The sequence below is a fragment of the Gimesia sp. genome, from assembly GCF_048260065.1.
Classification (GTDB): domain Bacteria; phylum Planctomycetota; class Planctomycetia; order Planctomycetales; family Planctomycetaceae; genus Gimesia.
Window position 1 is genome coordinate 55,750 of the sequence record NZ_JBLXHC010000021.1, and the last position, 20,053, is coordinate 75,802.

At 53.1% G+C, this 20,053-nt stretch carries 19 protein-coding genes and 13 tRNA genes; 23 read left to right on the plus strand and 9 right to left on the minus strand.

The window, feature by feature from the left end:
• Positions 1–150 precede the first annotated feature (150 nt).
• The 4 genes from ACN0YN_RS27475 to ACN0YN_RS27490 form a co-directional block, all read right to left on the minus strand.
• Positions 151–1,110, minus strand: coding sequence for a histone deacetylase (locus ACN0YN_RS27475; RefSeq protein WP_417388160.1), 960 nt, complete (start codon positions 1,108–1,110; stop codon positions 151–153).
• 340 nt (positions 1,111–1,450) lie between these two features.
• The gene (locus ACN0YN_RS27480; RefSeq protein WP_417388161.1) at positions 1,451–1,762 is read right to left on the minus strand and encodes a S24 family peptidase; all 312 of its coding nucleotides are present in this window, start codon (positions 1,760–1,762) and stop codon (positions 1,451–1,453) included.
• Between the two features lie 26 nt (positions 1,763–1,788).
• Complete coding sequence (locus ACN0YN_RS27485) at positions 1,789–2,178, minus strand: hypothetical protein (protein WP_417388162.1); 390 nt, start codon at positions 2,176–2,178, stop codon at positions 1,789–1,791.
• Between the two features lie 50 nt (positions 2,179–2,228).
• Positions 2,229–2,579, minus strand: coding sequence for a hypothetical protein (locus ACN0YN_RS27490; protein ID WP_417388163.1), 351 nt, complete (start codon positions 2,577–2,579; stop codon positions 2,229–2,231).
• Between the two features lie 244 nt (positions 2,580–2,823).
• Here ACN0YN_RS27490 and ACN0YN_RS27495 point away from each other — a divergent pair, with 244 nt between their 5' ends.
• Positions 2,824–3,216 carry a hypothetical protein gene (locus ACN0YN_RS27495; protein WP_417388164.1) on the plus strand — a complete coding sequence of 131 codons (393 nt, stop codon included), beginning with the start codon at positions 2,824–2,826 and terminating at the stop codon, positions 3,214–3,216.
• A gap of 7 nt (positions 3,217–3,223) precedes the next feature.
• Here ACN0YN_RS27495 and ACN0YN_RS27500 read toward each other — a convergent pair whose 3' ends face one another.
• A complete protein-coding gene (locus tag ACN0YN_RS27500; protein WP_417388165.1) occupies positions 3,224–3,526 on the minus strand; it encodes a hypothetical protein in 303 nt (100 codons plus the stop codon).
• Between the two features lie 137 nt (positions 3,527–3,663).
• Here ACN0YN_RS27500 and ACN0YN_RS27505 point away from each other — a divergent pair, with 137 nt between their 5' ends.
• The 3 genes from ACN0YN_RS27505 to ACN0YN_RS27515 all read left to right on the plus strand — a co-directional run bounded on the left by ACN0YN_RS27505 (position 3,664) and on the right by ACN0YN_RS27515 (position 5,089).
• Positions 3,664–4,305, plus strand: a complete 642-nt coding sequence (locus tag ACN0YN_RS27505) for a hypothetical protein (protein WP_417388166.1) — start codon at positions 3,664–3,666, stop codon at positions 4,303–4,305.
• A 117-nt stretch (positions 4,306–4,422) separates the two neighbouring features.
• On the plus strand, positions 4,423–4,755 hold the full coding sequence (locus ACN0YN_RS27510; protein WP_417388167.1) for a hypothetical protein: 333 nt from the start codon (positions 4,423–4,425) through the stop codon (positions 4,753–4,755).
• A gap of 28 nt (positions 4,756–4,783) precedes the next feature.
• The gene (locus tag ACN0YN_RS27515; protein WP_417388168.1) at positions 4,784–5,089 is read left to right on the plus strand and encodes a hypothetical protein; all 306 of its coding nucleotides are present in this window, start codon (positions 4,784–4,786) and stop codon (positions 5,087–5,089) included.
• 24 nt (positions 5,090–5,113) lie between these two features.
• Here the strand turns inward: ACN0YN_RS27515 and ACN0YN_RS27520 are convergent, their stop codons facing one another.
• Together ACN0YN_RS27520 and ACN0YN_RS27525 are read right to left on the minus strand one after the other, a co-directional pair.
• Positions 5,114–5,440, minus strand: coding sequence for a hypothetical protein (locus ACN0YN_RS27520; RefSeq protein ID WP_417388169.1), 327 nt, complete (start codon positions 5,438–5,440; stop codon positions 5,114–5,116).
• Positions 5,441–5,707: 267 nt separating this feature from the next.
• The gene (locus tag ACN0YN_RS27525) at positions 5,708–7,066 is read right to left on the minus strand and encodes a right-handed parallel beta-helix repeat-containing protein (RefSeq protein WP_417388170.1); all 1,359 of its coding nucleotides are present in this window, start codon (positions 7,064–7,066) and stop codon (positions 5,708–5,710) included.
• A 497-nt stretch (positions 7,067–7,563) separates the two neighbouring features.
• Between ACN0YN_RS27525 and ACN0YN_RS27530 the strand changes: the two genes are divergently transcribed.
• From ACN0YN_RS27530 to ACN0YN_RS27600, 15 genes are all read left to right on the plus strand, one after another.
• Positions 7,564–7,636 (plus strand) — tRNA-Glu (locus ACN0YN_RS27530).
• Between the two features lie 71 nt (positions 7,637–7,707).
• Positions 7,708–7,779, plus strand: a tRNA-Lys gene (locus ACN0YN_RS27535).
• Positions 7,780–7,892: 113 nt separating this feature from the next.
• Positions 7,893–7,965 (plus strand) — tRNA-Thr (locus ACN0YN_RS27540).
• Between the two features lie 32 nt (positions 7,966–7,997).
• A tRNA-Gly gene (locus ACN0YN_RS27545) sits at positions 7,998–8,068 on the plus strand.
• 9 nt (positions 8,069–8,077) lie between these two features.
• Positions 8,078–8,153, plus strand: a tRNA-Pro gene (locus ACN0YN_RS27550).
• Positions 8,154–8,189: 36 nt separating this feature from the next.
• Positions 8,190–8,264: transfer RNA gene (locus ACN0YN_RS27555), tRNA-Asn, on the plus strand.
• A 36-nt stretch (positions 8,265–8,300) separates the two neighbouring features.
• A tRNA-Trp gene (locus tag ACN0YN_RS27560) sits at positions 8,301–8,371 on the plus strand.
• Between the two features lie 42 nt (positions 8,372–8,413).
• A tRNA-Leu gene (locus ACN0YN_RS27565) sits at positions 8,414–8,487 on the plus strand.
• 14 nt (positions 8,488–8,501) lie between these two features.
• A tRNA-Asp gene (locus ACN0YN_RS27570) sits at positions 8,502–8,576 on the plus strand.
• Between the two features lie 10 nt (positions 8,577–8,586).
• Positions 8,587–8,664 (plus strand) — tRNA-Leu (locus tag ACN0YN_RS27575).
• A 17-nt stretch (positions 8,665–8,681) separates the two neighbouring features.
• A tRNA-Tyr gene (locus tag ACN0YN_RS27580) sits at positions 8,682–8,762 on the plus strand.
• 11 nt (positions 8,763–8,773) lie between these two features.
• A tRNA-Leu gene (locus tag ACN0YN_RS27585) sits at positions 8,774–8,856 on the plus strand.
• Between the two features lie 89 nt (positions 8,857–8,945).
• A tRNA-Ala gene (locus ACN0YN_RS27590) sits at positions 8,946–9,018 on the plus strand.
• Positions 9,019–9,074: 56 nt separating this feature from the next.
• Positions 9,075–9,638, plus strand: coding sequence for a 2OG-Fe(II) oxygenase (locus ACN0YN_RS27595; RefSeq protein WP_417388171.1), 564 nt, complete (start codon positions 9,075–9,077; stop codon positions 9,636–9,638).
• 28 nt (positions 9,639–9,666) lie between these two features.
• On the plus strand, positions 9,667–10,443 hold the full coding sequence (locus ACN0YN_RS27600; RefSeq protein ID WP_417388172.1) for an RNA ligase family protein: 777 nt from the start codon (positions 9,667–9,669) through the stop codon (positions 10,441–10,443).
• 72 nt (positions 10,444–10,515) lie between these two features.
• On the opposite strand, the gene ACN0YN_RS27605 is transcribed toward ACN0YN_RS27600, so the two are convergent.
• Together ACN0YN_RS27605 and ACN0YN_RS27610 are read right to left on the minus strand one after the other, a co-directional pair.
• Positions 10,516–11,955, minus strand: coding sequence for a catalase (locus tag ACN0YN_RS27605; protein ID WP_417388173.1), 1,440 nt, complete (start codon positions 11,953–11,955; stop codon positions 10,516–10,518).
• Between the two features lie 167 nt (positions 11,956–12,122).
• Positions 12,123–13,016: a LysR family transcriptional regulator gene (locus tag ACN0YN_RS27610; protein ID WP_417388174.1), complete on the minus strand. Its 894-nt coding sequence runs from the start codon at positions 13,014–13,016 to the stop codon at positions 12,123–12,125.
• Between the two features lie 319 nt (positions 13,017–13,335).
• Between ACN0YN_RS27610 and ACN0YN_RS27615 the strand changes: the two genes are divergently transcribed.
• From ACN0YN_RS27615 to ACN0YN_RS27630, 4 genes are all read left to right on the plus strand, one after another.
• Positions 13,336–16,482, plus strand: coding sequence for a PSD1 and planctomycete cytochrome C domain-containing protein (locus tag ACN0YN_RS27615; protein WP_417388175.1), 3,147 nt, complete (start codon positions 13,336–13,338; stop codon positions 16,480–16,482).
• Positions 16,483–16,554: 72 nt separating this feature from the next.
• Complete coding sequence (locus ACN0YN_RS27620) at positions 16,555–17,994, plus strand: DUF1501 domain-containing protein (RefSeq protein WP_417388176.1); 1,440 nt, start codon at positions 16,555–16,557, stop codon at positions 17,992–17,994.
• 180 nt (positions 17,995–18,174) lie between these two features.
• Positions 18,175–18,882: a methyltransferase domain-containing protein gene (locus tag ACN0YN_RS27625; RefSeq protein WP_417388177.1), complete on the plus strand. Its 708-nt coding sequence runs from the start codon at positions 18,175–18,177 to the stop codon at positions 18,880–18,882.
• Positions 18,879–20,042 (plus strand): NAD(P)/FAD-dependent oxidoreductase, encoded by a 1,164-nt coding sequence (locus ACN0YN_RS27630; RefSeq protein WP_417388178.1) that lies wholly within the window; start codon positions 18,879–18,881, stop codon positions 20,040–20,042. The genes ACN0YN_RS27625 and ACN0YN_RS27630 overlap by 4 nt, the downstream gene beginning before the upstream one ends.
• The last annotated feature ends 11 nt before the right edge of the window (positions 20,043–20,053 follow it).

Below are 20,053 nucleotides of genomic sequence, written 5' to 3' on the forward strand. Positions count from 1 at the left end.
GGAACAGGAGTCAGATTCCAAACTGGCTGATCCGACAGGTTATGACGCTGTTTCAGCACAGTTGGACAAGCAAGCTCCGGCCCCCGGCGTCTGGATTGACCCACATCTGATAAAATTAATCACTAAGACGCCTCAGTAGTAGGCCCCGTTTTAATATCCTTCTCTCTCCAGCAGCCCGGTCACAGAATCGGCTACCAGTTGAAAACTCTGTTTTGTGTAACCGCCGCTCAGCAACATGATCGTGGGAATCTGCCGTTTGCGTAACTCGCTGACAACATATAAGTCGCGTTCACGGATCGTCGCTGCGGATATATTCAGTCCCCCCAGAGGATCCCCCGCGAAAATGTCAGTGCCTGCATTGTAAATTGCCAGTCCAACGGGCGACTGGCAAACCGAATCGAGAAAGCCGGGGAGTCTGTTTTCCAGCTCCAGCATGTATTCGCGATCGGTCCAACTTCCCGTGATGCCAATCTCACAGTCCAGTCGTTCCCGCGCAGCGACATCGTTCTGCGGATAGGCCCGCGCATTGAAGATATCGAACAGAAACGCCCGATTGTCGTGCATAAACGAATGGCTCACTCCGTTCCCCTGATGCGCATCGGTGTCAACATAAACAATCCGGTCGGTTTCTGAGATCAAAGCCTGTTGTCGCAGCGCAGCCACCGCGATCGCTGCATCAGCATAAACACAAAACCCCTCGCCCTGCGCTGGTTTTGCGTGGTGATATCCCCCGCTCAGGTTGATGGCCAGACCATGTTCCAGCGCCTCTTGAGCAGCCACAATAGTGCCGCGCGTAGCCCAGCGCATCGGACGCAGCACGTGGTGATCAATGATCCAGAATGGCAGAAACTGCAGCGGTGCCAGTTCAAGAGCCTGCGCGACATACATCGAATTGGAAAGTTGTTTCAAATAGCCTTCCGTGTGAACCAGTAACAGTTCCTCACGACTGACGGCTCGTTCCGGGGAAACATGAATCTGACGCAGCGATTTTCCAAAACGCGCACGAAGCTGTTTCCACGCTCGCCCGTATTTGCGCGAGTCGAACGGATGCAGACGCTCCAGTCCGTAAAAACCAATATTGTATTTTGGAGAATAAACAACGCGGCACATGGCTGGACTTCCGACTTTCCTTTAAAAGTAATTCGCATCTCATGTCGATGTCGCGTGACTCCCTGGTAAAGCGCAACTGGCAACATCAGATCATTGAAACGACTGCTAAGTAGATTGATTCTATTTTTCCTCCTGGGTTCGCTCAACAGAAGGCTCTCAAGAAAACCGGTTACTTTGAATTGATCGCGGTAGCTGCGAATCCCTGCCCGCGGATTGAATTACCTTCGATCCCAGCTTCTGCTTTTGGGGGGAGGATTGAGCCGATTTCAGCTAAATCATCCTCGTTTTGTTGAGATTGTTCTCCCCTGGTTTTGATTACTTGATAAACTTCACCATCAGGTCAGGGTTCAACCTGGATCAGCTTACCATAAATGGACTGAAACGTAATCCAGCCGTTGATCCGGCCGATGTTATTGCCGATCTGAAAGCGTTTGCCCTGGATGGCTTTGATCAGATGCAGGTACTGACTGCCATTCACTTTACAAAGCACGATGTCCCCCTTCTGGAGTTCGTCTTCCGTAACGGGGGCGACCGTGCAGAGCTGCCCGGATTCGATTTTCCCCTTCATGGAATTCCCCCGCGGACGAAAAGAGACGGTCTCGCCTGCCTGCAGTTGTTCAATGTAGTGTGTGGCCCAGCCGATGGGAGTCACTCCTTTTTAACAGTCTGGTCTGCAGGTCAGGCACCGCTTCCAGGTGGAACTGTGATTGATCTGCTTTTTCTGATGCGTCCCCGGTCCGGTATCCTGAGACTATTAATCCACTGGACAATTTTAATGAGCTCCGGTTCGTTCAGGCAATGAAAATCAAACTGCACCCGGATGGAGAGGTGGTCGCGCCACTGTTCGCGGACATAATGTATGCGTGCTGCAGGCTGATTTTCCAGGGTGATCAGCAACAGGTCGGTTCCATTGTGAACCCAGAAATCAAACTCGTCTCCGGTCTCAATCCGCTCCGGAATCTGATGCACTGGTTCGATTTTCAAGCGTCCTGCCTGAAATTCACCCGCGCCATAAACGCGGCGGAATCTCCGCCATTCTTTTTTTCGGATCCGCGCTCGCACGCTCATCTGTTTCTCTGTGACCCCCACTCTTGGAATTTTGTTGCAGGTTGTCGGGTTCAATAGACCGGTTGCACATTCTCAGCGATTTCAATGCCGCCATCAGAAATGATGGTGACGTCGGCCTCCTGGTCATAGATGACATAGTAACCGTCGGCGTTGAGCTTCACTTCCAGATGTGCGTGAGACCATTCCACCGGACCACAGATATGGACCGGGCTGAATGTGAGGTGCAGATTCCCTTTTACGCCTGACTTTTCCACGCGGATGGTGAGACTGCGGTGGCTGTCCGTGAGATCGTAAAACCGGGCACGACCGCCGTGCCAGCGATGTAACAGGGTCGGAAAGTGCCTCAGAATAGGATGGGATCTGAGTGATTCATTGTCGTATTTCGTATCAGGAAGTGTCATAGATCATGCTGCTAATTCGGCCACAATGGAGGTACTTTTCCTGTCAGGGCGGAATCAAGTACCTGGTGGAAGTCGGCATTATTCCACTCTTGTCGTGCCTGATTGGCGATGGTATGGGCAGTTGGCAATCTTGACGGGGGGATCTGATGTCGCGGGTATGATAGCAGTCGAACCTGAGTTTGCCTATATTTGTCTCAAGAGAAAGTTGAACCCATATTTCGCTCCTTTTCAGCAGAGTTCCCTTATGGCCGTTAACCCGCTCTCTCAGATTACCCTCGATGCTGAATATACCCGCGGACCACTGGCAACTACCGATCTGCACGCAGGTGGTATTTTTTTCTGCGTGTTGTACGAGGAAGTGCTGATCTTTCGCTCCAACAATGTGGTCGAACTCGATGTACGGATTCTGGACAACTGGAATCCCCTCGACGACGAAGCGGATTCTCTATCAAAGGAATCTGCGACCGGTAGCTACGGTCTCAATGAAAGGGGGCATCTCAGTTTAAAATTCCCCCATGCGACTTACACCGGACTTCCGTGCGAGCTGAATCCCGACTGGCTGGCGTTTCATCTGACATACACTCAAGTCGCTCAATGTAACAGTTGTGTCTACACTCTTCGCAGTGGAAAACAGTAAGTGAGCTTTAAATGAAGGGGGGGCAAATCAGAGTCCTTCCTTCGTCAGGCGGAGTTTGTGTCGTTGATGGTCGCCGATGGTGACCATTTCGTCGGTATATTCCATCAGGCTGAATGTGCTGAGATCCCGGTACTCCCCAGGTTTTCAGGAACCGGATTGTAGGCGTCTCTTCATCAGCAGTGACGACGGGAAGTATGCTGTGGGCTACCAGGAAAAACAGAAAACAGAGCAGCCAATGTTTCAGCATTGTCGTTTCCAATGTACAGGACAATTCCGTTACCTTTCCGCTCATCACGGGCTTAAAACTCATACGATCATACCCGACTGAGTCTTTTCGATCAAAGAGATTCGAAGACTGCTGAATTTCCATCAAATAATTTTGATGTGAAGTGACCCGCACGTATAGAATAGAGACAGACCTGAACTGTTCTGCTGAAAGTATTGAGTATGTCAAAAGTCGAATCTGCCTCGCAAAAAGAACCGGAGTTTTCCCGCCGCAGCGCACTGGGCGCGGTGTTTGTCAGCACTTTGACGGCACTGCGAAACTGGTGGCGCGGCACTCCGGTTCAGGCAGGCTTTCCTGCGATCCCTGAGCATGTCATACCGCAGACACAGGCGGCCATCGAAGGCGGCTTGAAATGGCTCGCTTCCCGGCAGGTGGCGGATGGCGGATTTGGCAGCCGGGGTTCGTATGCGCGGAACGTCGGTGTCTGCGCACTGGCGGGGACGGCGTTTCTGTCTCATCGTGGCATGACCGGCTCGTATCGTCGCGCGATTCAGGACTGCATTCGTTATCTGGTCGGCAGGGCACAGGAGAATGGATTTATCGTGGAACAGGAAGTCCGCACGCATGCGACGTTGTATGGTCACGGATTTGCGACGCTGTTCCTGGGACAGGTCTTCGGCGAGTCGTACGACCCGCGTGTCCGCGATACGTTGAAAGCGGCGACAGAGTTGATTTTGAATCGGCAGGACGGGCAGGGGGGCTGGTGTTATACGTCTGACCCGAAAGACGCGGATGTGTCGATCACCACCTGTCAGCTGCTGGCGCTGTTCTCGGCACGGCAGGCGGGCATCGGTGTACCATAGGAAGCGATTGAGCGGAGTGTCGAATTTCTCAAGCAGGCGCAGAACGAGGACGGCGGATTCCGTTATCGGCTGGATGATCCCCCCGAATCACTGTTTCCCCGCTCGGCAGCCGCGGTGGTGGCACTCACCTGTGCCGGGCTGGGAGAGGATCCCGCAGTACAGCGCGGACGGGAATACTTACAGCAGCCACATCCTCCGCTGGAACTTTCGCCGGGACAACTGGCCGAGTACCATTTCTACGGACGTTTCTACGCGACACACGCCGCCTGGCAGGCGGGGAAACCGGCCTGGGATCGCTGGTATCCGATCGTCCGCGATGAACTGCTCGCACAGCAGTCGACCAGTGGCGCCTGGCACGACGCCAACATCGGAGACGAATACGCGACCGCGATGGCGCTGATTGTATTACAGTTTCCTTATGGCAATGTGCCTCTGCTGGCAATACGGTGAGCTGACTTTTTCTTCTGGAGAGATCCTGGTGACAACACTTTCTCAAAGCCTGATGTTGAGTGATCTTTCTGATGCAGAAGCACGCCGGTTTGCTGCGGCGCTCTCACGCTGGGTGTCAGCTGAAATCTCAGCCAGAGAGGAAGTCGCAGCCGGGAAACTGTCGTCCCCGCGTATCGAAAAATTCAAACAACTGTTGAAATCCGGTGATCCCCCGGAATGGGAGTTCTTTTTCTATACGAAGGAAGTGCAGATTGGCCGGTCACTTATTTACCGCAAGTTGAAGCAGATGCGCGAGCAGGGCCTGCGACGATTTGACTGGCCTGACCAGGTATAGATTACGTGCGGAAGGAAACAGTCTTTAAAACAGATGAGCGCGCAAATCGATGCTGTGATCCGGAGCCTGGGTGAGAAACAGATTGTCGTGAAAGCGATCGACGAAGCCCAGATTGACAGTATGCGATTGATAATACGGGCCCTGATATGAAGAAAATCGGCCATTGATTGAGAAGGTTCCCGTCTGGTTCAGCTTCAGACTGAACAGCGGGCGGGTGCAGGATCCCCGGTCTGGAGTACCGTGCTCGGTCCTGCTGTATGTAAATGCCACTTCCAGTTGATCTCCCTGCTGTTGAAACTGGAATGACCAGTATTGCTCCTCTGAGGCGGGGAACTGTGTTGTCTGTTTCAATTGAAAGTCATTTTCTTCAGCGCTGACTTGATGCACGCATACCGGTGGCAGGGGCTGAGGCGCAACAGGTAAGAGCAGCCTGTGCGGAACGGCGTTCCTTTTCTCCGCGGCAGGCATCCCTCGCGATTTTTTGGTCCAGAGAGTTGTGATATGTTGGATGATGATCATGGTCGGAAGTATTGTCGTCTACGCTATGTCCCTGAGCTTCGTATACAAACTCGGGTGTTGTTGCGTGATTCGTACTCAGGCTTGGTTTTAAAGAGCGACTTAGCGGGCACCCAGATTTACCGTCGAGTAAGCAGATTGATCGGGATAAAACGAGGAGAGCTCATTCAATCTGATTCCCCTGTTTTTCGCGGGGGAGAGCGGAAGCAGATCGTAGTCCTCAATCTCGTACCCTCCTGTTTTTTTCCATTGGGGATTCGCGCGAATGTCACCCGTTCCCAGGACAACCTGTTGGGGAGTTCCGCCGAACCAGAGATTGTGATCAAACTCAATTTGATCGTTCGTGCCCTTCACATCGGTCAGGGGGGCTCTGCCAGTCTGTAGAAAGATGTTGTTCACAAATCGCGATCGATCATGTCCCCCGTCGGCATCGATGTGGAGTAGAGAGCCTGTCGAACCGCAGGCCGTGTTATGCGCGATCAGAGTTCGTTTCAATCCGCCTCCCCGCTGATAACTGCCTGAATAAATCGCATGAAAATTGTTGACCAGAATATTTCCGACAATGGTATTGTCTGAACTGGGATTGTTGAATCCGGGGTAGTTTTCATTGGCAATCTGAATTCCAGACGCCGGTTGATTAAAACGATAGAAACGTTTATCCCCGGTCGAATAAACCAGGTTTCGACTGACGCGTGTGTTGGTCGTGTTGTCCAGATAGATGTTAACGGAATAATTATCGTGGACCGTGTTCCCTTCGATGGTTCCTTTATTGGAAAGATACAGACCGATGCCTTCACCATAACAGAGGGAAACCGAGTTGTTTCTCAGGGTGACGTTTCTGGAAAGACCTGCTCCCGCGCCGAAACTCCACTGGCTGAATCGTCCCCCTTCATTCATCAGCGAACATTCGGAAATGATATTGTCGGCGATGAGCAGATCGCGAACGGGATCACTCAGTCTGTTAAACCCGGCATAGATGCCACTGTTCTGGCAATGATGCACACGATTGCCCGTGACTTCGACGGCATGCACGCGCGTGCCCGGCCCCCAGATTGAGATGCCAATGTTTTGTGAATTTCGAACCGTGAAACCCTGAATGCGGATGTGATGGGCGAGGACGGCAATCAGTGTCGCATTTTCCGGTAAATTACTGCCATCGATGATGACTTCTTCATCACGATAAGCCTTCAGAGTAATGTAATTGTCAGCGGCTCCCGGATTGGCGAGATTCAACGTGCGTGACTGCGGATACATTCCTTTTCTGACGATGACATTGTCACCTGGCTGTCGTGCTGAATTCAGGCCACGCGCGATGGTGCGGAAGGGCTGATTCAGTGAGCCCGGATTCTGGTCGTTACCTGTTGTGGCAACATAATAATCGGCAGCGGACAGGGTGCCCGCTGGTAAGAATGCCAGCAGAACAGCGAGGGGAAACATCTTGAGGAGATTGAGTGAAAACAAAGATCTGATCCTGTTCTAAAGCAGAGGGACTTGCTGGATGATTTTGTCTTTCTTCAGGTTAATCTTCAGAATTGAGAAAAACAATGAAATAATCAGTTCCCCTCGCGCATCTGAAAAGATAAAGATATAGAGATTTCTCAAAAAACTGCGAACCGATTTTAGGGAAACGCCTCTTAGTTAACAGTCAGTACAACTGACAGACACGTTGGCTTATTTTTAATCACATTCAAAAACGGAATATTATCTTCCATGATTTCTTATCTGTGGACAATCAGTTTCAACGGCAAACCCGCAGGCAATCCCAAAGCCGGCCTCCCGGCTGAAGATATGCTCGCGCTCAATTTGCGCTGTTAACACCTGGTTGATCTATAGTCTTCTGAAATCACCCGGTGTCATCAGACAGCGGGTTTTTTTGCGTCTTCACAAAACTCAATTGGAATTTTAAACACACAAGTGCCGCTTCGTCTGCATGACGCTTGAGGTACGTACTGAAACAAGGCCCGTTCGACTTCGGGTGAGGTCACCGGTTTCTCAAGCCGGTCAGGTCGGGTTCGACTCCCACACGGGTCATTAAAAATTGAAAGGAGTATTAATCATGCTGGATCTGTTTTGTTCTAAACGCACGGCCCCCACTTCCATGCGGGGTCGTGGTGTAACGGCTGCATTGCTGGCTTTTAACCAGCCAGGTGAGGGTTCGAATCCCTCCGGCCCCATTTTGAAATGAAAGATCTAGAGCGGATCACATATAACCATAGCGTCTTTCAATCTAATATACTCGATCCAATTGGCTCTGGAGACGCTACAGTAAAACTGGACACAGTCAAACGCACCGGTCGTCTAACCTGGTAAGACGCTGCCTTTGTAACGCGGTTATGCGGGTTCAAATCCCGCCTGGTGCTCTGGCAACGGAAACAACTGAAACAACAAATTTGCGCCCATGATGTAACGGTAGCCTACTGTCTTGCCATGGCGGAAGTGCGGGTTCGATCCCCGCTGGGTGCTCTTTTTAAACAGGGTGTGGGGAAGTCTGGTCTAACCCGCGTGCCTTGGAAGCACGAGATCGCTGGTTCAAATCCAGCCACCCTGACTTCTTATAAAGTGGATGAGGAAAGAAAAATAATAATGCGGTGGTACTCGTGCTGGTACGGGTGGGCGGCTGTTAACCGTCTTGACGCAGGTTCGATTCCTGCCACCGCAGCTTGAGTGGAAGGCATCGTCTTCTTTCTCAAAACAGACGCCTCTGGTGTAACGGCAGCATGACCGGTTCCAACCCGGTCGATCGGGGTTCAAATCCCTGGGGGCGTGCTTAATTACGGTGTTACCTTTTATCCGTGACACCATTTGTCCGGCTCGGTAGGCAACTGGCAGACCACTTTGGCTTAGAACCAGAGATGCTGTGGGTTCGAATCCCACTCGAGCTATTGAAATTCATTACGTCCTCGCGGAGTAGTCTGGAGTGCTCACCTGCCTGTCACGCAGGAGATCGTGGGTTCAAATCCCATCGGGGACGCTTTTTATAAGGCACGGTATGCAAACTGGTAAAGCAACGAAACTTAAAATTTCGTGATGGTCTGCGGGTTCGACTCCCGCCCGTGCTACTGGATTGAAGACACATGCGTTGGCTGGGCATTGGCGAGCCCAGGTGGCTGTAACCCACCCGCTTTCAGCTGTGGCGGTTCGACTCCGTCCCGACGCACTTTTACTTATGGCCAAGTGGCGAAACTGGTAGACGCGCGACTCTCAGAAAGTCGTTCCCTCAGGGATTGCGAGTTCGAATCTCGCCTTGGCTATTACATTACGCAGAGGGGCAGGTGCCCGGCCGACTCTCATAAGGTTGGAATACCCGGTTCGATTCCGGGCTCTGCTATTTATTACTTACGGGCTGGCATGTACCTTGGGGGCGACTGACTCTTGCAAAGTCGGTGTGTTGGGTTCGATTCCCATCCGGTCCACTTTTCTGGCTATGACAATCAATCCTGCGATCAGGACAGGGAATTGAGAGAGACCGATGAGACGCATTATCCAGGTGAGAAACTTCCTCAGCGCGACGGAATGTGCTGCGCTCATCGAACGTCTGGAAACGCAGGGTTTTAAAGAACAGCTCTCCGGCGATCGTGATCGCGTGGTCCGCGCCCGTTGCGTTTTTACGGATCAGGAACTGGCAGACACTTACTGGCAGCGTCTGCAGCAACATGTTCCCGCTTTGACAGAAGTTTATACGGATGGATTCACGCCGTATCCGCACCTGAGTTTACCCCTGGCGACGTTTCAGCCATGCGGTCTGAATGAAATGCTGCGCTGTTACAAATATCTGCCCGGCGAACAGTTCCGTCGGCATGAAGACTTTGCCTACGAATGGAGCGAAACCCGTCGAACGTTTTACACGGTGCTGTTTTATCTCAACAACGAGTATACGGGTGGGGAAACCACTTTTGATCACAATCAGGTCGTGCCGGAAACCGGACTGGCCGTGATCTTTCCACACGAACTCTATCATTCAGGCAACATGGTGGAGACGGGCATCAAGTACGCGATGCGTTCGGATGTCGTTTTTGCTGTGCCGGAAAAATGATAGCGAAAATACAAATGAGAGGAAAAATATGCGATCAACACGCAAACTGGATCTGGCGAAACTGAACAGTGCGACGAAGTACCCATCAATCCCCACGTATCATGCGCTGGGAGAACGGGGAGCATTGCTGGAACAGACTGTCGATTTCGATGGGCAGCCGCTGATCGCGACGGAAAAAGTGGACGGCACCAACAGCCGCATCATTCTGATGCCCGATGGTTGTTACCTGATCGGCAGCCGCGAAGAACTGCTGCATGCGCGGGGCGATCTGATTCACAACCCCGCTCTGGGCATTGTGGAGACGCTCAAACCGACTGCCGACCGGATCATCGAGACGGTTTCTGCGCCCGCGGATGTCATCACCGTCGTCTATCTGGAAACGTACGGTGGTAAAACGACGGCGGCTGCGAAACAGTACACGAGCCAGCGCGCGTTTGGCTATCGTGTGTTCGATGTGAGCCGCATCGCGATGGAGCATCTGGACGCCAGCCGTGAAGCGATTGCCGCCTGGCGCGAGAACGGCGGACAGTCGTTTCTAGAGGAACAGGAACTGGCCGATCTGTCTGCGTCTCTGGAACTGGAGCTGACGCCGCGAATCGAACTTCGGGAACCGCTGCCGACATCCATTCCGGAAACGCATGCGTGGCTGGAATCAATGCTTCCCGCGACGCTGGTTGCCCTGGACGCAGATGCCGGAGGCAGACCCGAAGGACTGGTGGTGCGTACTGCAGACCGCAGCCGGATTGCCAAAATCCGTTTCGAAGATTACCAGAGGCATCAGAAACGGGCTGCTGGTAAAAAGTAGCTGGCAAAGAAAACTCCCCTCCCGACGCAAACTGTCGGGAGGGGAGTTTCTATTTAAATAGACGGCTCACAATCAGGAAGCGTTCAACGCGTCCCGCACGCCGGCAGCATACGCGGGGTCGACCAGTTCGAAGTGTTTGAGCTGGCGGTCGACGATTTCCTGGGGTACGCCCTGCATGGCGGCGGCGATGTTGGAGAACAGTCGCGACTTCTGTCCGTCATCGAACAGGTTGAACAGGGCGCGGGGCTGTGAGTAATCGTCGTTGCCTTCGCGGTGATCATAGCGGGCTGCGTCGCCCGAAATCTTCAGTGGCGGCTCGGCGACGTCGGGACGTTCGACGGGACCGTTGAACGAGTTCGGTTCGTAATAGGCGTCCACGGGGCAGCCGTTCGATTTGAAGTGCATCGCACCATCTTTGTGATAGTGATGCACGGGGCACTTTGGTTCGTTCACAGGCAGTGCTTCATAGTGGGTACCAATGCGATGACGATGCGCGTCGGCGTACGAGAAGACACGGGCCTGCAGCATCTTGTCGGGTGAATAACCAATGCCGGGTACCTTATTCGAAGGGGAGAAGGCCGCCTGTTCGATTTCCGCGAAATAGTTTTCGGGATTGCGATTCAGTTCCATCGTTCCTACATCGATTAAGGGGTAATCGCCGTGCGGCCAGACTTTCGTCAGGTCGAATGGATTATAGGGGGTGAGGTCGGCATCCGTTTCCGGCATCACCTGGATCTGAAACTTCCATTTGGGGAAGTCACCCTTTTCAATGGAGTAGAACAGGTCCTCCTGTGTGCTTTCGCGGGTCTTTCCGACCACCTGTTCCGCTTCGGCGTTGGTCCAGTGCTGATGACCCTGTTGGGTTTTGAAATGAAACTTGACCCAGAAACGTTCGTTTTGGTCGTTGATCAGACTGTAAGTGTGGCTGCCGTAACCGTTCATATTTCTGACGCCCACCGGTAAACCTCGATCCGAAAACAGAATCGTCACCTGATGCAGTGATTCGGGAGAGAGCGACCAGAAATCCCACATCGCGGTGGGAGACCGCAGGTTCGTTTTGGGATGCCGTTTCTGGGTGTGAATGAAATCGGGGAACTTATAAGCATCGCGGACAAAGAAGACCGGCGTGTTATTGCCGACCAGGTCCCAGTTTCCCTCTTCCGTATAGAACTTGAGGGCGAAGCCACGTACGTCCCGTTCGGCATCCGCAGCACCGGCTTCACCGGCGACGGTTGAGAAGCGGGCGATCATTTCCGTTTTTTTGCCTGGCTGCAGCACTTTCGCTTTCGTGTACCTGCTGATGTCATTTTCGATCGTCAGGGTTCCATGCGCACCCCAGCCTTTCGCATGCACAACCCGCTCTGCGATTCGCTCCCGATTCTGATGCGCCAGTTTTTCGAGTAACTGGTAATCCTGCATTAAGACCGGGCCACGCGGTCCGGCAGTGAGGGAATTCTGATTGTCGGGGACGGGGGCACCGCCGGTTGTGGTCAGCGTTGGCTTGTCGGTCATGGTAACAGTTCCTTGAAATTTTGCAGGATCACATCGTTTTCTATTTGATTGAGGCAGGGGTATAGAGCTTCGCCTGGGCCTCTCGCATAACTATATGGAGCTGAAGTCAGGATGTCTAATGCAATCCGTTGATACCTGTCATGTCTCGCGTGCATGGTGTTCGAATTTTATTTCTGTGAACACTGCGTCTGAGAATATTCGTGGAGTCGTTTCCTGAATTCCAGCAGCAGTCGACTCTGGAAACGATAAGGATTCCAGATGACAGCAATCTTTCGCGTAGGACGGTTTCCACTGATGGAGCGGTAAACGCGACGATCTGTTTTGTCGAGTCGTCGCGCCATTTGTGGAATCATGGAAATTCCATGCGATAGTGAGACAAGTTCCTGCACCATCGCCAGTTGGCTGGTCTGCTCAACGGCAACAGGATGAAACGAACGTTGACGACAGAAGGAAACAATATTGTCTGACAGGCAGTGCGCTTCATCCAGTAGAACGAACGGATACGATTTAATATCGTTCAGGCGGATTTGAGGTTTTTCCACCAGCGGGTGATCGGGAGGCAGAACCAGGAAGAGTTCTTCTTCAAACAGTTCTTCCACTTCCAGATATTTGGCCGGGACCGGCAGGGCGATGATGGCGAGATCGATTTCACCCTGGGTACAGCGTTTGAGTAAATGATCGGTCGTGTCTTCCTGAACAATCAGCGATGCTTTGGGGAACTCTGCAGAAAACTGGCGTAATAAATCCGGGAGAAAGAAAGGGGCAATCGTGGGAATGGCACCGACACGGATCTGGCCGCTTTGGCCATCGTCTGAAATTTCCGCTTTGGTGTCCGCAATCAGTGAGAGGATCTGCTGGGCACGGGACTGCAGCAGCTTGCCCGCTTCCGTTAATGCCACGGAGCGGGTTTTACGCTCGAAGACGGGTTGGCCCAGTTCTTCTTCCAGTTTCTGAATCGAACGGCTGAGGGCCGGTTGAGAGATCATCAGTTCTTCGGCGGCCCGGGTGAAGTTTCCCCGTTCCGCAACCCTCAGAAAATAGCGTAACTGATCGACTTCCATGGATGTTTCTTTCTGTGATGCGATGTAATAATTGTATTGTATGGTGCAATGTCCATAAATGAAATGCATGGAAGCGTAGTGGAACCAGAATCTGGGTCGAACATGGAATTCTTTCGGGGATGTGTCGCTTAAATCATGGTATAATAGTACGTTGAGATTTGATTCTGGTCAGGCATTGTGTCGATATTTACGGAAGGGAAAGATCAGATGAACATATCAAAATCATTGCATGTTACCCGCCTGTGAATTACTATTAATAAAGAGAGTCCCCGCCTTGCGTAAGCGAGTTCCCACCATGTTCACTCGTACGGAGTATTCAATGACGACTGGATTGAACCGCATTTGCCTCATTCTGCTACTGCTCACAGCTCTGGCGACCACCGCTTCTGCAGAAACGGGCAAGCCGGAACAGCTGACCTACGAGGAGCACATCCGACCCATTTTCCGCGCCCATTGTTTTGACTGTCATGGCGCCGCCGAAGAAATGAAGGGGGGCCTCGATTTGCGTCTGGTCCGTTTCATGGCCAAAGGGGGGGAATCGGGCGCAGCGATCATTCCCGGGAAACCGGACGAAAGTTATCTGATCGAACGCATTGAAAGCGGCGATATGCCACCCGGAGAAGCGCGGGTGCCCGGGGATCAGATTGAAACTCTGAAACGCTGGATCGCAGCCGGCGCGAAAACGGCACGACCCGAGCCTGACAAAATAGAAGCGGGATTGGGGATCACACCTGAAGAGCGCGCCTACTGGGCATTTCAGCCTGTCAAAAGGCCAGAGGTTTCAGAAGAATTGAAGAGCCGGCACGGTGTGCGTTCACCCATCGATGCGCTGCTGTTGAAAGCCATGCCGGAAGGTCTGGCGTTTTCTCCCGATGCTGACAGGCTGACGCTGATCAAGCGAGCCAGTTTCGATCTGCTGGGGCTGCCGCCCAGTCCGGAACAGATTCGTCGTGTGATGGCAGATCAGTCTGCCGGCTGGTACGAAACCTATCTGGATGAACTGTTACAGTCGCCTCATTATGGCGAACGCTGGGCGCGTCACTGGCTGGATGTTGCGGGGTATGCTGATTCCGAAGGTTATACCGTCAATGATGTCGTGCGTCCCTGGGCCTGGAAATACCGGGACTATGTGATTCGATCTTTGAATGCAAACAAACCTTTCAATCAGTTTATCGTTGAGCAACTGGCCGGCGATGAATTGGCCGGTAAGCGCGAAGGCGATCTGACAGAAAAACAGATTGAACTGCTGACGGCGACCGGGTTCTTACGCATGGCCGCCGATGGAACGGGGAGTGGCAGTAATACGCCCGAAGCCCGCAATCAGGTCATTGCAGATACGATGAAGATTGTCAGCAGTTCGTTGATGGGGGTCAGCGTGGCTTGTGCGCAATGCCACGATCACCGTTATGACCCCATTCCACAGTCGGATTACTTCGCGATGCGGGCTGTCTTTGAACCGGCGTTTGACTGGCAGCAGTGGCAGACCCCACCACAGCGACAGGTTTCACTCTATACAGCCGCTGATCGAGCGAAAGCGGCTGAGATCGAAGCCGAGGTCCAGAAAGTCGTCGCTCAGAAAACCGAAAAGCAGGCAGCCTATATGGCCGAAGCGCTGGAAACGGAGCTGAAGAAATATGAGCAGCCTTTACGTGACCAGCTAAAAGCGGCCTACCAGACTGCCGCAGATAAAAGGACACCCGAGCAGCAGGAACTGCTCAAGAAAAATCCGAGCGTGAATATTTCACCGGGGGTCTTGTATCAGTATCTGCCCAAAGCGGCAGAGGAGTTGAAGGAATTTGATAAACAGATCGCGGACATCCGGAGCAAAAAAAAGGTCGAAGAGTTTTTGCGCGTGGCCATGGAACCTGCCAATCATCAGCCGGTGACGAAGCTGTTTCATCGTGGCGATTACCGTCAACCCAAACAGGTGATTGAGCCTGCTGCATTAACGGTCGCTTCTCCGGAGGGAGAACGCAAAAAATTTCCGGTGAACGACAATACGCTGCCGACAACCGGTCGTCGGCTGGCATTCGCTCACTGGCTGACCAATGGAGAGCATCCGCTGGTGGCACGTGTGCTGGTGAACCGGATCTGGCTGCATCACTTTGGCCGGGCCATCGTCAGTACGCCGGGAGAATTCGGCAAGCTGGGATCGACTCCCACGCATCCGGAATTACTCGACTGGCTGGCTTCCGAATTCATGCAGCAGGGGTGGGATCTCAAGAAATTCCATCGCACCATCATGCTGTCGACCGCTTATCGTCAGGCAGGTGCCCCGGATCCGAGTAAGGAATCCATTGATCCGGAAAACAATTATTACTGGCGAAAACCCATCGTCCGCCTCGAAGCAGAAACACTCCGCGATCGCATGCTGGCTGCGTCCGGCGTGCTGGATCCTCAACTGTTTGGTGCCCCGGTTGGAATTAAAGAAGACGATTTCGGCCAGGTGGTTGTCTCTGGCGATCAGCTTCGTCGCAGTCTGTATATTCAGGCGCGGCGCAGTCAACCGGTGGGAATGCTGCAGACCTTTGATGCGCCTGTGATGGAGATTAACTGTGAGCGGCGTTCCAATTCGACGGTCGCGACGCAGTCCCTGATGCTGATGAATGGCAGTTTCATTCTGTCGCAATCTGCGAAGCTGGCGGATCGTCTGGCGCGGGAGGCTCCGGAACTCAAGCCGGATATGCTGGCATCACTGCCTGAACTGCCTGCCTCCATCAGGCCGGTGTGGAGTTATGGCTATGGAAAACTGGATGAGACGGAGACGTCAGCTCCGAAGCTGAGTTTTACCGCGCTGCCTCACTGGACGGGTTCCAGCTGGCAGGGCGGTCCCCAGCTTCCGGATCCTGCTCTGGGTTGGGTGACCTTGAATGCGGGAGGCGGGCATCCTGCCAGTCAATACGTGGCCATTCGTCGCTGGACAGCGCCTGTTGCAGGAACACTGTCTTTCACCGGAAAACTGCAGCATGGCAGTGACAAGGGGAACGGAGTACGGGGGCTGGTGCTTTCGAGTCGCACCGGGCCTGCTGGCCAGTGGGATGTTAAGAATCAGTCCGTTGATACCGCCGTCAGTTCCCTCGCCGTTCAACAGGGGGATACGATCGATTTTATTACTGATTGTAAACAGAACGATGTCAGCTTTGATTCTTTTTCCTGGGGCATTCAATTATCGCTGAAGAACGAGCAGGGAGGAGAACTCAAATGGAATTCCGCCGCGGAATTTCGGGGACCGGAACCAGAGCAGAAAAGTCTGCCTGCCCAGGCAGCTTATGCGTTTGAGCTCACCCTGTGCCGACAACCTGCACCAGACGAACTTCAACTGGTGACCCGATTTATTGGAAACCAGCTGGCCTACCTGCAACAGCATCCAGACCAGCTTCCCCAGGGAGTGACGCCGGCCCGTCAGGTCATTACCAATTTGTGCCAGGCGTTGATGAGTTCCAATGAATTTTTATATGTCGATTAAGATTAAATGAGATGTTTTGACTTCGTTCGATTCTCGAATGCATTCGAGTTCCTTCTTTCTGGTAGATAACAGATGACTCAATTCAGCAGACGACAGTTTCTGGCAGAAAACGCGATGGGCATTGGAACCGTTGCGCTGGCTTGGTTGCTCCAGCAGGATCAACTTCTGGCACGGCCCAAAAATATTCCGATCAAGCAACCTCACTTTGATCTGACTCCGAAAGCGGCACAGTTTGCACCCCAGGCGAAAGCCATGATCTCACTGTTCCAGCATGGCGGTCCGGCGCATATGGATCTGACCGATCCCAAACCGGAGTTGACCAAATTCAGCGGGACCGATTTCAAAGGTGACATCCAATACAGCTTCGTGCAGCAGGCCAGCAAAAAGCTGTTGGGAAGTCCCTGGAAATTCCAGAAGCACGGGCAGTGTGGAACTGAACTTTCAGAGCTGTTGCCTCATCTGGCAGAGATCGTGGATGACATTTGTGTGGTTCGATCCATGCATACGGGGGCGAATGGCCACGAAGTTTCGATTCGTTATTTTCATGGCGGGATTCCCGGAGTTCTGGGACGTCCCAATCTGGGTTCGTGGCTGGTGTATGGGTTAGGATCGGAATCTCAAAATCTGCCGGCGTATATGGTGTTGACCGATCCGGGCGGATTGCCCGTAGATGGCGTCACGAACTGGTCCAACGGTTTTATGCCTTCTCTGTTTCAGGGGACCGTGCTGAGACCCAAGGAGCCACGAATTTTAAATCTCGATGCGCCGGCGCATCTGCAGGGCTCTCTGCAAGAACAGAATCTGGAGCTGCTGCAGACTCTCAATAAACGGCATTACGAACAGCATCCACACGAATCGGATCTGGAAGCGCGTATCTCCAGCTATGAACTGGCAGCGCGGATGCAGACCTCTGCCCGCGAAGCATTGGATCTCTCTCAGGAGACCAAAGCGACGCAGGAGATGTATGGTCTGGATGATCCCAAAACAAAGGAATACGGAACCAGGTGCCTGATTGCCCGCCGCCTGGTCGAACGTGGGGTGCGGTTCGTGCAACTGTTTCTGGGAGGTCAACCCTGGGATAACCACAGCCATCTCACGACGGGGCTGCCTGCGATTTGCACTCGAACTGATAAACCTTCAGCGGCTCTCGTAAAAGACCTGAAGCAGCGGGGCATGCTCGATTCCACGCTGGTACACTGGGGAGGCGAAATCGGCAGACTGCCTGTGACACAGGAACACGGTGATGGCAAGAGCGCTGGACGCGACCATAACGGTCAGGGGTTCAGTATCTGGCTGGCCGGTGGCGGAATCAAAGGGGGAATGACCTTTGGTAAAACCGATGAGTTCGGGCACAAAGCGGTAGAAAACGTGGTGACTCCCAACGATTTCCAGGCGACAGTCATGCGGTTGTTTGGTATTGATTATCAGCAGCTGCTTTATCATCACAATGGGCAGGAACAGATCATTACGAATGGCAGACCTGCACGTATTGTCTCTGACATTCTGGCGTAGTTCGCTCTGATCTGTTCAATCAGGAGGCTGAGCCTGATAGACTGTATCACGTCTTAATATCAATGTCTGTTTCAGGATGATCCCTCTCTGGGAAGTGCTGTGATTTTAGTAGTGGTGGGATCTTCACACCTCAGCCCGTATTCGGATTGAGATGATGGATCGACTCGAATTGACCTGAATATGAATTTAAAAATCCGACACAGAGAACCGGAATTGATGGATCAGCCCGGGTTGTCTGAAGGGGAACATGGTCACGCCTTAGCGGGGCTGGGGCGAATTAACTGGTGGAGTCGCAGTGATGCCATTGTGTGGCCTGCCATTCTCGAGTTAGCGAAAAGCCGAACAGGCAAGCCGCTGCAGATACTTGATATCGCCAGTGGAGGCGGTGATGTCGCGCTCAGTATCGCTGCCCGTGCGGAACGCGCGGGAATTCCGGTTGAAGTCGATGGCTGTGATATCAGTCCCTTTGCTGTCCGGTATGCCACTCAGCAGGCCGCAGATCGAGGTCAGGAGCAGGTTCGTTTTTTTGAATGCGACGTGCTCACGGAATCGCTGGATAAAAAATACGATGTCGTCATGTGTTCGCTGTTTCTGCATCATCTGGATGAGGAACCTGCACAGCAACTCCTGAAAATCATGGCACAGTCGACCAGACAGCTGCTGCTGGTGAATGATTTATGCCGGTCACGTGCCGGTTACTGTCTGGCGTGGACCGCCTGTCGATTATTAACCCGCTCACCTGTCGTGCACACGGATGGTCCGCTCTCGGTCGCCGGCGCATTTACGGTGAATGAAATAAAAGAACTGGCAAAACAGGCCGGATTAGATGGTTTTCAGATCACGCGTCACTGGCCTCAACGCTGGTTACTGAAGTGGAGTCGCGTATGACTCTGGCCAGTTCACTGAATCGCGAAGCAGCCTGCGGGCAGAACTGGGATGCGATCGTCATTGGCGCGGGGCCGGCGGGCGCGGTGGCGGCCCGACAGCTGGCACAGCAGAAGTTACGGACACTGTTGATCGAACGCAAAACGTTTCCCAGGTACAAAGTCTGTGGCTGCTGTCTCAATCAGCGGGCAATCGATGCATTACAACAGATCGGACTGGGGCAGTTACTGGATTCGACCGGTGCGGTGCCTTTAAATCAGTTTCGCATGCAATATCAGGGACGCGAAACTTCCGTCACCTTGCCGGGTGGTCTGGCGATTACTCGAGAAGTTTTCGACACACGTCTGGTTCAGTCTGCAATCGAAGCCGGAGCGGATTTCCTGCAGGATACTACGGCAACTCTGTTGAACGACGCTGAAGAGACCGGACTACGGTCGGTTGTCCTCAGTGCTCAAGGGCAGACTGTGGGAACGGCCTCTGCAAAAGTCATTCTGGCGGCAGATGGATTAGGTCATCCCAGTCTGCAGAACTGTCCGGGTTTTGACATGCAGGTGGCTGCAGATTCCCGGATTGGCGTCGGTGCCGCATTCGCAGCGAATGAGGATTCATCTTATCCGGCGGGTCTGATTCACATGGCGATTCACCGATCCGGATACGTAGGGCTGGTCCGTGTGGAGGGAGAGAACCTGAATCTGGCGGCGGCCATCGATCGCGATTTTATCAAACAGTGTGCCGGTCCTGCAGATGCGGTGCTGCAGATTCTGAGAGAATCGGGTTCCCCCGTATTACCTGAAATGACCGAGAGCAGTTTCAAGGGAACATTGCCCGTCACCCGCAAAACGTTGCGCCCGGTTGGTAAACGGTTGTTTGTACTGGGGGATGCCGCCGGCTATCTGGAACCGTTTACCGGCGAAGGGATGGCGAATGCGATCACGGAAGGTGTCGCCGTCGCACAACTGGTGCCGGAAGGGCTGCGCCATTGGGATTCCGCGGTGGAACAGAAATGGTTGAGCACCCATTATGCCTTGACGGACGGGCGTTTATTCTGGTGTCGCTGGCTGACGCGGTTATTGCGTTCTCCTATTGCTGTGGGCTGGGGGTTGCGACTGTTTCATCTGTTTCCGGGAATGGCCCGGCCGATTGTCGCCCGCTTGAATCATTGAAGAATTTTGAC

Bases quoted from the DNA above. Each gene is read 5' to 3' on its own strand.
- ACN0YN_RS27475 (WP_417388160.1), bottom strand. From the start codon at position 1,110: ATGTGCCGCGTTGTTTATTCTCCAAAATACAATATTGGTTTTTACGGA.
- ACN0YN_RS27485 (WP_417388162.1), bottom strand. From the start codon at position 2,178: ATGAGCGTGCGAGCGCGGATCCGAAAAAAAGAATGGCGGAGATTCCGC.
- ACN0YN_RS27490 (WP_417388163.1), bottom strand. From the start codon at position 2,579: ATGACACTTCCTGATACGAAATACGACAATGAATCACTCAGATCCCAT.
- ACN0YN_RS27495 (WP_417388164.1), top strand. From the start codon at position 2,824: ATGGCCGTTAACCCGCTCTCTCAGATTACCCTCGATGCTGAATATACC.
- ACN0YN_RS27500 (WP_417388165.1), bottom strand. From the start codon at position 3,526: ATGAGTTTTAAGCCCGTGATGAGCGGAAAGGTAACGGAATTGTCCTGT.
- ACN0YN_RS27505 (WP_417388166.1), top strand. From the start codon at position 3,664: ATGTCAAAAGTCGAATCTGCCTCGCAAAAAGAACCGGAGTTTTCCCGC.
- ACN0YN_RS27595 (WP_417388171.1), top strand. From the start codon at position 9,075: ATGAGACGCATTATCCAGGTGAGAAACTTCCTCAGCGCGACGGAATGT.
- ACN0YN_RS27600 (WP_417388172.1), top strand. From the start codon at position 9,667: ATGCGATCAACACGCAAACTGGATCTGGCGAAACTGAACAGTGCGACG.
- ACN0YN_RS27605 (WP_417388173.1), bottom strand. From the start codon at position 11,955: ATGACCGACAAGCCAACGCTGACCACAACCGGCGGTGCCCCCGTCCCC.
- ACN0YN_RS27610 (WP_417388174.1), bottom strand. From the start codon at position 13,016: ATGGAAGTCGATCAGTTACGCTATTTTCTGAGGGTTGCGGAACGGGGA.
- ACN0YN_RS27615 (WP_417388175.1), top strand. From the start codon at position 13,336: ATGACGACTGGATTGAACCGCATTTGCCTCATTCTGCTACTGCTCACA.
- ACN0YN_RS27620 (WP_417388176.1), top strand. From the start codon at position 16,555: ATGACTCAATTCAGCAGACGACAGTTTCTGGCAGAAAACGCGATGGGC.
- ACN0YN_RS27625 (WP_417388177.1), top strand. From the start codon at position 18,175: ATGAATTTAAAAATCCGACACAGAGAACCGGAATTGATGGATCAGCCC.
- ACN0YN_RS27630 (WP_417388178.1), top strand. From the start codon at position 18,879: ATGACTCTGGCCAGTTCACTGAATCGCGAAGCAGCCTGCGGGCAGAAC.